7 protein-coding genes and 5 pseudogenes are annotated in these 9518 nt (G+C 68.8%); 7 read left to right on the top strand and 5 right to left on the bottom strand.

What is annotated here, in order from left to right; translation table 11 throughout:
• The 4 genes and pseudogenes from V2J85_RS29375 to V2J85_RS29360 all read left to right on the top strand — a co-directional run.
• On the top strand, positions 1 to 126 hold a 126-nt coding region (locus tag V2J85_RS29375; protein WP_330823229.1), incomplete at its 5' end, for an integrase core domain-containing protein.
• A gap of 245 nt (positions 127 to 371) precedes the next feature.
• A complete protein-coding gene (locus V2J85_RS29370; RefSeq protein WP_330823226.1) occupies positions 372 to 1097 on the top strand; it encodes a dioxygenase family protein in 726 nt (241 codons plus the stop codon).
• Between the two features lie 88 nt (positions 1098 to 1185).
• The gene (locus V2J85_RS29365; protein ID WP_261953955.1) at positions 1186 to 1557 is read left to right on the top strand and encodes a DoxX family protein; all 372 of its coding nucleotides are present in this window, start codon (positions 1186 to 1188) and stop codon (positions 1555 to 1557) included.
• 60 nt (positions 1558 to 1617) lie between these two features.
• Positions 1618 to 2471, top strand: a pseudogene (locus V2J85_RS29360) (NmrA family NAD(P)-binding protein).
• Positions 2472 to 2861: 390 nt separating this feature from the next.
• Here the strand turns inward: V2J85_RS29360 and V2J85_RS29355 are convergent.
• Positions 2862 to 3218 carry a DoxX family protein gene (locus tag V2J85_RS29355; RefSeq protein WP_261953954.1) on the bottom strand — a complete coding sequence of 119 codons (357 nt, stop codon included), beginning with the start codon at positions 3216 to 3218 and terminating at the stop codon, positions 2862 to 2864.
• A 584-nt stretch (positions 3219 to 3802) separates the two neighbouring features.
• On the opposite strand from V2J85_RS29355, the gene V2J85_RS29350 reads away from it, so the two are divergent.
• On the top strand, positions 3803 to 4096 hold the full coding sequence (locus tag V2J85_RS29350; protein WP_330823225.1) for a hypothetical protein: 294 nt from the start codon (positions 3803 to 3805) through the stop codon (positions 4094 to 4096).
• A 172-nt stretch (positions 4097 to 4268) separates the two neighbouring features.
• Here V2J85_RS29350 and V2J85_RS29345 read toward each other — a convergent pair whose 3' ends face one another.
• The 4 genes and pseudogenes from V2J85_RS29345 to V2J85_RS41625 all read right to left on the bottom strand — a co-directional run.
• The gene (locus tag V2J85_RS29345) at positions 4269 to 4772 is read right to left on the bottom strand and encodes a sensor histidine kinase (RefSeq protein WP_330823224.1); all 504 of its coding nucleotides are present in this window, start codon (positions 4770 to 4772) and stop codon (positions 4269 to 4271) included.
• 173 nt (positions 4773 to 4945) lie between these two features.
• Positions 4946 to 5242, bottom strand: a pseudogene (locus V2J85_RS29340) (histidine kinase dimerization/phospho-acceptor domain-containing protein); the annotation flags it as partial.
• Between the two features lie 587 nt (positions 5243 to 5829).
• Positions 5830 to 6605 (bottom strand): annotated as a pseudogene (locus V2J85_RS29335) (response regulator transcription factor).
• Positions 6606 to 6743: 138 nt separating this feature from the next.
• Positions 6744 to 7061 (bottom strand): annotated as a pseudogene (locus V2J85_RS41625) (mannosyltransferase YkcB-related protein); the annotation flags it as partial.
• A gap of 610 nt (positions 7062 to 7671) precedes the next feature.
• On the opposite strand from V2J85_RS41625, the pseudogene V2J85_RS29330 reads away from it, so the two are divergent.
• Positions 7672 to 8138 (top strand): annotated as a pseudogene (locus V2J85_RS29330) (IS5 family transposase); the annotation flags it as partial.
• 18 nt (positions 8139 to 8156) lie between these two features.
• Complete coding sequence (locus tag V2J85_RS29325; protein ID WP_330823223.1) at positions 8157 to 9449, top strand: alpha/beta fold hydrolase; 1293 nt, start codon at positions 8157 to 8159, stop codon at positions 9447 to 9449.
• Positions 9450 to 9518 lie beyond the last annotated feature (69 nt).

The raw sequence follows: 9518 nt of genomic DNA, 5'->3' as shown, positions 1-9518 counted from the left end.
GAGGCCGAACGGCAGGCAGCGTTTCCCGACTGGCTGGACTGGTACAACTACCACCGACCCCATACTGGAATCAGCGGCCACACCCCAGCCAGCCGCGTCACCAACCTGTCCGGACAGCACAGCTAGGTCGTAGCTGCGGGCGCGGACCTGCCCGGTGAGGGCTTCGGTGGGCAGGCGCATGGAGGCCAGGTCGTTGAACGCGCGGTCGCGCGCCTGCAGTTCGCAGAACTTCTCCAGGTAGGAGCAGAAGCCCTGCCAGGCATCGTCCATGGCCAGGGCCTGCTCGCCGGCCGTGAGCCATTCCTGGAATTTCTCGGCGAACAGTTCCTCCACCAGGGCCACGCGGGTGGGGAAGTGCCGGTACAGCGTCGATGCTGATCGACCACCCCCGCTGGAGTAGCGAGCTCGCCGCCTGGGGCAAGGCCCTGCCCCACCCGCGCGCGATCCTGGTGAACTCCGCCCACTGGGAGGCCAGCCCGCTCGCCCACGGCGCCACCACCAGCCCGATGCCGCTGCTGTACGACTTCGGTGGTTTCCCCGAGCGGTTCTACCGCCTGACCTACCCCGCCCCCGGCAACCCCGGCCTCGTCGACCGCATCACCGCCCTGCTGGGCAAGGCCCCGACCGCGGACCCCGGGCGCGGCCTGGACCACGGCGCGTTCATCCCGCTGATGCTGATGTACCCGGGCGCCGACATCCCCGTCCTGCAGATCTCCCTCCCCACCCTCGCCCCGAAGGGCCTGTACGACCTGGGCCGGCGACTGGCGCCCCTGCGCGACGAGGGCGTGCTGATCTTCGCCACCGGCCTGCTCACCCACACCTTCAACATCCCCGACATGTCCAACCCCGACGCCGCCCCCGACCCGGTCCTGGCCCACTTCGACGCCTGGCTCGGCGACGCCCTCACCCGCCGCGACACCAACGCCCTGCTCGACTACCGCACCCAGGCCCCCGGCGTACGCAAGGCGCTGCCCACCCACGAGCACTTCGTCCCGCTGTTCGTCGCCCTCGGCGCGGCGGTCGACGACGATGCCGTCACCTTCCCCCATCACGGCTTCTGGTTCGGCAACTCGATGCGCTCCGTCCAGATCGGCTGACCGAACCGCACCCGACTACCTCAACCCACCCCGCCGCACGACCACCAGCACCAGCACCAGCACCAGCACCAGAACGGAAAACCCCAGCATGAACATCTTCCTGTGGATCCTCCAGGGCCTGCTCGCCGCCTTCTTCGCCATGGTCGGCCTGATGAAGGCCACCCAGCCCACGACCAAGCTCGCCAAAAGCCTGCCCTGGGTCGAGGACTTCTCCCCCAGCGCAGTCAAGACCATCGGCGCCGTCGAGTTCCTCGGCGCCCTCGGGCTGATCCTGCCCGCCGCGATAGGCACCGCCACCGCGCTTACCCCGCTCGCCGCCACCGGACTGGCCCTCACCATGGCCGGTGCCGTCGTCGTCCACGCCCGGCGCAAGGAGAACAGCGTCATCGGCATGAACATCCTGCTGCTCATCCTCGCCGCCGTCGTGGCCTGGGGCCGCTTCGGGCCCCACCACTTCTGACCTACCGTCAATCTCACTTCGGGCGAACGGCCCGTCGACCCACCGATCAAGGAACACGTCATGCTCATCGTCACCGGGGCGACCGGACAACTCGGCCGCCTTGTCGTGGAACACCTGCTGGAACTGGTCCCGGCCGACCAGGTCGCCGCCGTGGTCCGCGACCCCGGCAAGGCGGCCGATCTCGCCGCCCGCGGCATCCAGCTCCGCACCGCCGACTACGACAAGCCCCACTCCCTGGCCGGCGCGTTCGGCGCCGGCGACCGGGTTCTGCTGATCTCCGGCAACGACACCGCACGCCGCGTGCCCCAGCACCTCGCGGTCATTGAGGCCGCCAAGGCCGCCGGCGTCGCACAGCTCGCCTACACCTCCATCCTCGGCGGCGGGGCCGGCCGGACGGTGTTCGCCGCCCACCACACCACCGAACAAGCCATCCAGGACTCCGGCCTGCCGTACACGTTCCTGCGCAACGGCTGGTACACCGAGATCTACACCGCGCAGCTGCCCACCATGCTGGAACACGGCGTCCTCCTCGGCGCCGCCGCTCCCGACAGCCGCATCGCCTCCGCCACTCGCGCCGACTACGCCGCCGCCGCGCCGCGGTCCTATGCCGCGAAGGCCACGACAACACGGTCTACGAGCTCAGCAGCGACCACGCCTGGAGCCTCGCCGAGTACGCCGTCGAGGCATCCCGGCAATCCGGCCGATCCGTCGCCTACCAGCAACTCACCGCCGACCACTACCACCAAATCCTCCTCGACAACGGCCTGCCCAAGGATCTCGCCGATGCCCTCCTCGACGCCGACGACCTGGTCAGCCGAGGTGAACTCGCCCTCACAACAGGAGACTTGAGCCGCCTCATCGGCCGCCCCACCACACCACTCGCCCAGACTGTCAAGGACACGCTCAGCGCCTGACGGCGTCGTCAAGCTGCCGTTGTCGGCGGGAGGCCGCCTTGCTGGCACCGTTCGCCACGGATCAGGACCCACACGGCGTTCACCCGGCGTCGAGCCAGGGCGAGGTGGCGCCCAGATACGGCGCGACCTCGGTCACGCCACCCGTGTTGAACGCAGTCAGGTCCAGATAGCCGCGCGGGCCGGAATCCGCGCACGCGCGATCAACTCCGCCAGCACCGAGTGTGGGACACCGCCCAGGCCGGGGCGGCGGCAAAGCCGGTCGGCCGGGCACAGTCGTGCGCGGGCCGTCGAGCAGCCCCCGTCGTTCAGGGTGCTGTGTCGTAACGACCTGGGAGGAATTGACTTCGGGTGCAGCTCCTCCTGAGGGACGGGTCCCGATTCACCACTGGGTCACCAGGAGCCGTGGTAGGCCAGGTTCACGACCAGTGCGGCCGCAGGCAGGCAGAAGAACACGGCCCAGGGGGCCAACTGGTAGTCACGGACCCGCAGGTGGGTGCAGAGCGCACCGAGGAAGTACAGCACGAGACCGGCGGCGGCGAGCGTGCCGAGGACCGGCACGGCGAATCCGGCCAGCAGTCCCAGCGCGCCCGCCGCCAGCAGTGTGCCCAGCGGGCGCATCCAGGACCGGGGCACGCGCAACTTGTCCGCCTGGCTCTTGGGGTACTCGTGGCCGATGAAGTTGGCGGTGGCGGCAAGGCCGTTGACAGTCGAGGTGAGCAGGGTGACCACGAGGTAGGTGGTGAACACGAAAGTTTCCTTCTTCTTCGGGGGAACGACCGCTGGATATCCGCCCTCTCGGACGAGTCAGCGCCTTCAGAAGTGACATGCCTGGCCGGAGCAGTCCCTCAGAGGGAGCCGCACCCATTGACTTCCGTGCGTGCGGGCCTGGGGTTCGGCTGGTGGGTGATCAGCAGGCCGTCGGCCGGAGGGGCACCAGCTCGGTGCTGTAACGGTGGCGTGTGGGCCTGCGGGCTGAGCGGTCGGAGACGAGTCCGGCGATTGCCAGGTGGGTTTCGGCGTAGGCGTCGCGTCGTCCGGTGAACCGCTGGAGTGGGCGCCACTGCTTGTACTCGGCGTTGGTGTGCTCGACACAGATCCGGCGGGAGGACTGGCGGCGCCGGGCTTCGCGCCAGGCCCGCTTGCCGCCTTCGCAGGCGTCGTCGGCGGGTTTCTTGGGCGGGGCACCGAGCTGGGTGGGGAACTCGTTCGCCAGGCCCCGGTATCCCTCGTCCCTGCCGGTCGCTGAACGTGGTGGTCTTGATGGTGTTCTGCTGCTTCTTGCCGGAGATGAACGCCTTGCGCCCCGGACGGCCGGCGCGAGGGCGCCGTACGTGGACTTCGGTGCTATCGACGCAGAGCTCGACAGCTTCGTGCTGGGCGTAGGCGAACAGGTCCTCCAGGGTGCGGATGCGCAGGCCGGGCTGGTCCGGAATGGCGAAGCCCCGGGCTGCGCGGAGGGGCCTGACCTGGCGGACGGCTCCGGAGACGGTGGAGCGGTCGACTCCGTACAGCTCGGCCATGGCCTCGTGGGGCAGTCCCAGCCGCAGGCAGACCAGGTGACCAGCAGCCGGTCGGTGAAGACCAGCTTCGGCTTGCGTCCGGCACCACGTGCCCGCTGGCGGTGACCGCCGCGTTCCCCGGCGCGATCGGACTCACGGGCCGACTCCCAGCGTGGCGCGAGTTCTTCGAGCAACTCGCCGAAGTGTTGGCGGAGATGCCGGTGAAGGCAGGATGAGACAGGGCCACGCGGAGTAGCTCGTGATGCACACCTTGAGAGCCTGCGTGGCCGCCCTCATGTCACGGCCCCCTCCGCCCCCGACTATTCCTCCCGAGGTCGTAAGGAGCGGATACGGGGAGGACGAGCCGGAAGGTGCAGCCCTGACCGGGGTGGGTGTCGAGTTCCAGACGGCCGCCGTGGCCCTGGGCGATGGCGGTGGCGATCGCCAGTCCGAGTCCGCTGCCGCCGTGGGCGCGAGAGCGGGAGGGGTCGGCCCGGTAGAAGCGGTCGAAGACGTGGGCGGCCTTGTGTGGGTCGAGGCCCGGGCCTTCGTCGGCGACTTCAATGACGCAGATGGTACTTCCCCTCGGCAGGGGCGGGGAGGAACTGGTACGGCCGGGACGGTCGGTCCCGCCGGTCCTGGGGCCGGCCAGGGTGGAGCCGACGCGCACGTGGACGGGTGTGCCCGGTGGCGTGTGGGTGACGGCGTTGGACACCAGGTTCGCGACGACCTGCCGCAGCCGGTGTCCGTCTCCCCCGGTCTCCACCAGTTCCAATTCCTCGGTACCGTCCGGCTCGCGCACAGTGCGCAGCGGACCGAGGTCCAATGGGTGGGAGCGACTGTGCACGGCCGTGTCGCTGACCGCTCGGCGGCCACGGAGAGCAGGTCCACCGCCACCCTTCGGTAGGTCGGCTCCTCGTCGAGTGTGGCGAGCAGTTGTAGGTCGTCGACGAGCAGTCTCATCCGGTCCGCGTTCTGGGCGATCAGCCGGTTGGCTTCCCGCTGTTCGTCCGCCGGCCGCCCTTCGTGACGCAGGGCGAGTTCCGCGAAGCCCTGGATCGAGGTGAGCGGCGTACGGAGTTCGTGGCCGGCATCCGCGACGAACCTGCGCAGCCGCGCTTCGGACGCCTCCTGCTCCGCCATCGCCCGTTGAAGGCGCGCGAGCATGGTGTTGAGGACCCGCCCGAGCCGTCCGACCTCAGTGCGCGGATCGGTGTCGGGCAGCCGCCGGCTCAGATCGCCCGCGGTGATGGTCTCCGCCGTGCGTTCCATCCGGGTCAGTGGGAGCAGCCCCAGGCGCACCACCCAGCGGGCGACGCCGACAAGGCAGAACACGGTACCCGCGAGAAGGATGGCGTTCAGCCAGAGGATCTTCGAGGCCGCACCGTCGACGGTGTCCAGCGGCAGGACGACCACGCCGTTCAACCGGCCGGGGCCGGGCTGCAGGAGCGCTCGCCAGTGGCCGTCCCCCGATACCGCGGGGAGCGTCACGGGGTGACCGCCGCCCAGCCCGACCTCGCCGAGGGTGGTGGGAAGCCGGGGGCCGGGTCTGCCGCCGGCTCCGAGCGATCTGTGCAAGAGGCGGCCGCCGGAGTTGTAGAAGTACACGCGGAAGTCGGAGGGCAGCACTGCGGGGGCTTTCTCCAGACCGGGAATCCCCCCTCGGGAGACGGCGTCGAGAAATGCGCGGGACGGGGGCTTGAAGTCCCTGAGCCGCTGGTCGACACGGTCCATCAGCCAGGAACGCAGCACCACGAAGCCGATCGCCTGGGACGCCAGCACCGCGAGGGCGGCCAGCACGGTGATCCCCAGGATCAGGCGACGGCGCAGCGACGCGGGCCGGGAGAGAATGAACCTGCTCACCGCTCGCCCTTCCCGGCGGGTGTGCGCGGCAACCGCAGGCAGTAGCCGACGCCCCGGACCGTGTGGATCAGCGGCGGGTCGAAGCGGTCGATCTTCTTCGCAGATACTTCACGTACGTCTCGACGATACGGCCGTCACCTGCGAAGTCGTAGTGCCAGACATGGTCGAGGATCTGGACCCGGCTCACGACCCGGTTCGCATTGGCCATGAGGTACGCGAGGAGGTTGAACTCGGTCGGTGAGAGCGGGATGTAGTGGCCCGCGCGGTGCACCTCGTGGGCGTCCTCGTCCAGCTCCAGGTCGGCGTAGCGAAGGATGCCCCGCTGGTAATCGGCGGGGACATCCTGCCCGGTGCGGCGCAGAATCGCCTGGATGCGCAGCAGCACCTCCTCGATGCTGAACGGTTTGGAGACGTAATCGTCGCCGCCGGCGCTGAGGCCGGTGATGCGGTCCGACAGTTCGGTGCGCGCGGTGAGGAACAACACCGGGGTGTCGTTGCCTGCGGTCCGGAGCCTCCGCGTCACCTCGAATCCGTCGAGGTCGGGCAGCATCACGTCGAGCAGCAGCAGATGGGGGGCGAACCGTTCGACCTCCACCAGTGCTGACTGTCCGGTGCCGGTGCTGAGCACTTCGTATCCGGTCAGCCGCAATGTGGACTCCAACAGGGTGCGGATGCTGGGCTCGTCCTCACCACGAGGAGCTTGGGCCCCGTCCCGTCTGCGCGCTGCTCGACCATGACGCTCTCTGGCTCCGTCCGTTGCGTTACCGGCCATCAGGCTGTTTCCGGTGTTCAGGGGCACAGTCGTACAGGGTGCCGCCCCTGGCCTCACCTTGCCGCCGGCCCCCGGGTCGCTGCCGCCCGAGCTGCTTCCGTACGTCGAGGCCGGCACCTTGGCGCAGTGTTCGCTGATCCACGCCGAGCGCTGCGCGGCCGGGCTGTCCTTGCCCTGGCCGGGCATCATCGCTGCCATGCGGCCACTGAAGCCGGATGCCAGGACATAGCGCAGTTCCCCGCTCTTCGTCCACGCGGCCAGCTGGCGCAGGGAGGGAGCGTTGTCGCTGCCCAGGAAGCCGCCCATGGCGATCACTGTGTCGTCGCTTTCCAGGATGACCGGGGCCGCGGTCATCGCGCCGCCGTCCATCGCCAGTTTGATCCGCGCGGCCGGAGCGTGCCGCACAGCGTAGTCGAGGATCCTGCGCTGGTCGCGGGTGAGTGAGGGGTTCGCCATGAGGTCGAATCCCGCGCCGCCGACATCCGTGCCGCCGGAAGCGGCACGGCCGCCGCCAGCGCCGGTGTCGCTGCCGGTGCCGGGCAGCCCTGGAAAACCAGGCATGCCTGTGGGCAGCCCCTTCGGCATGTCCTTGGGCAGCCCCTTCGGCATCCCGGAAGGCATCTCCTTCGGCATCCCGGAGGGCATCGTCGAGGGAGTCCTCGACGGCGTTTCCGAGGGCCGGTTGCCACCTGTGCCCTTGCCGCCACCGGGAGCACCAGGCAGGCCCGGGATGCCCGACAGGCCCTTCGGCAGGCCGCCTTCCGACAACGAGACGGCCGGTCCGGCGGTCGGGGAAGCAGTCATGCCGGTTCGGGCTCGGTCAGGCGGGCGCTCAGGCGCCAGTGGTAGTAACTGCATGAGCCGCCGAACACCGTGTCCTGCTGCCGCGGTGTAAGGAGCCAGCAGCGCAACGCACTTGGCGGGGGTCAGTTGTCGTTCAGGTCTTCCCCGGCGTGGAGCCGGGTATCGAGGTCGCTGGCCCAGGCCAGGGCCCAAGTGCGCAGGTCTGCTACCTGTTCAGGGCTCAGACCGTAGTCGGCGAAGTCCTTCTGAACGTGATCGCTTAGGCCGTGTCCCTGTTGACCGGGGCAGGGCAGGCAGTAAACACCACTTGATCACCGATGCCACCGGCATCCCTCTGGCCGCCACCCTGACTGGCGGCAACCGCAACGACGTGACCCCAGCTGATCCCGCTCCTACCACGCGGTGCCGCCGGTGCGAGGCAAGCGAGGCCGGCCCCGGCGCCGCCCAGATGTGGTGCTGAGTGACCGAGGCTACGACCACGACAAGTACCGCCGGCTGGTCTGGGATCTCGGTGTGAAGCCGCTGATTGCCCGCCGGGGCACCCAGCTCGGCTCCGGCCTGGGCATCCAACGCTGGGTCGGGGAGCGTGCGTTCGCCCATCTGCACTGGTTCCGCCGCCTGCGGATCCGCTGGGAGATACGCGACGACATCCACGAAGCCTTCCTCACCCTCGGCTGTGCCCTCATCTGCTGGCGTCGCCTCAAAAATCATTCCGCTATCGAGGCGTGAAGGCCCAAGGATGACGACATGACTACGTCCCGCCACCTCGGCACGGTGCACGTCGACCACACCTTCACGGTTCCCCTCGACCACAACCGGCCCGATGACCAACAGATCCAGGTATATGCGCGTGAGATACAGGCAACAGGTCAGGCCGGCCGCGACCTTCCTTGGCTGTTGTTCCTGGGAGGCGGCCCCGGAGCGGCCAGCCCTCGCCCATTCGGCGGTGAAGGCTGGATAAATCGCGCCCTTCGGGACTACCGCGTGCTCATGTTGGATCAGCGCGGCACCGGCCGCTCCACTCCTGTCGACCGCCGCCTTCTGGCCCAGATCCGAGACCCCGGCGCACAGGCAGACTACCTGTCGCACTTCCGCGCGGACGCGATCGTGCGGGATGCCGAGATCATCCGCCGGACGCTCATAGGGGACCGGCCCTGGAGCGTACTGGGCCAGAGCTTCGGCGGCCTGTGCACGATCACCTACCTGTCCTTCGCTCCGCACCGGCTCGCCCAGGCATTCATCACCGGAGGACTGCCCGGCGTGTGCGCGACCGCGGATGAGGTTTACCGTGCCTTGTATCCCACAGTCACCCTCAAGAACACCGAGCACTACGACCGATTCCCAGGCGACGTCGACCAAGCCCGAGCCGTCGCCCGATACCTGCACGACCACCGGGTGATCCTGCCGAGCGGCAGACCGCTGACCGTCAAAACTTTCCAGGCCCTGGGCAACATGCTTGGCGGCACCGATGGAAGCCTTCGCCTGCACTATCTTCTCGAAGACCCCTTCACCGGCGGAACCGAACCGTCAGAGGCGTTCTTGTACCAGGTCGAGCGCGAACTGGCCGACGTAGCCGGCGGACCGCTGTACTACCTGCTGCACGAGGCCACATACGCGCAAGGAATGGCAGCCACTCGCTGGTCGGCTCAGCGCATCCGAGATGAGTTCCCCGCGTTCGACGCCGAAGCCGCGCTCGGCTCAGGCGCGCCCATCCTGTTCACCGGGGAGATGATCTACCCCTGGATGTTCGATACCGACCCGGTGCTGCAGCCGTTCCGCCCGGCTGCCCACCTGATCGCCGAACGCCCGGCCTGGCCTGCGCTCTACAACATCGATCGCCTGCGAAATAACACCGTTCCCGTCGCCGCCGCCATCTACCACGACGATATGTACCTCGACCGTGGCCTGTCGCTCAGCACCGCCCAGATCATCCACGGCCTGAAGCCCTGGCTCACCGATGAGTACCAACACGACGGCCTACGCACCAGCAACGGGGCCGTCTTGGAACATCTCCTCGCGCTGATCAACGAACACCCCTGAGGCTCTCACTCGCACCCACCGCGTCCGCCCCGCTCAACCGAGTGACCTATTTGAGTGTGTCCAGAGCAT

The sequence above is a fragment of the Streptomyces bugieae genome, assembly GCF_036352915.1.
Lineage (GTDB): Bacteria > Actinomycetota > Actinomycetes > Streptomycetales > Streptomycetaceae > Streptomyces > Streptomyces endophytica.
Note: the sequence above shows the minus strand (reverse complement) of the source record. Positions and strands in the feature narration are given on the sequence as shown.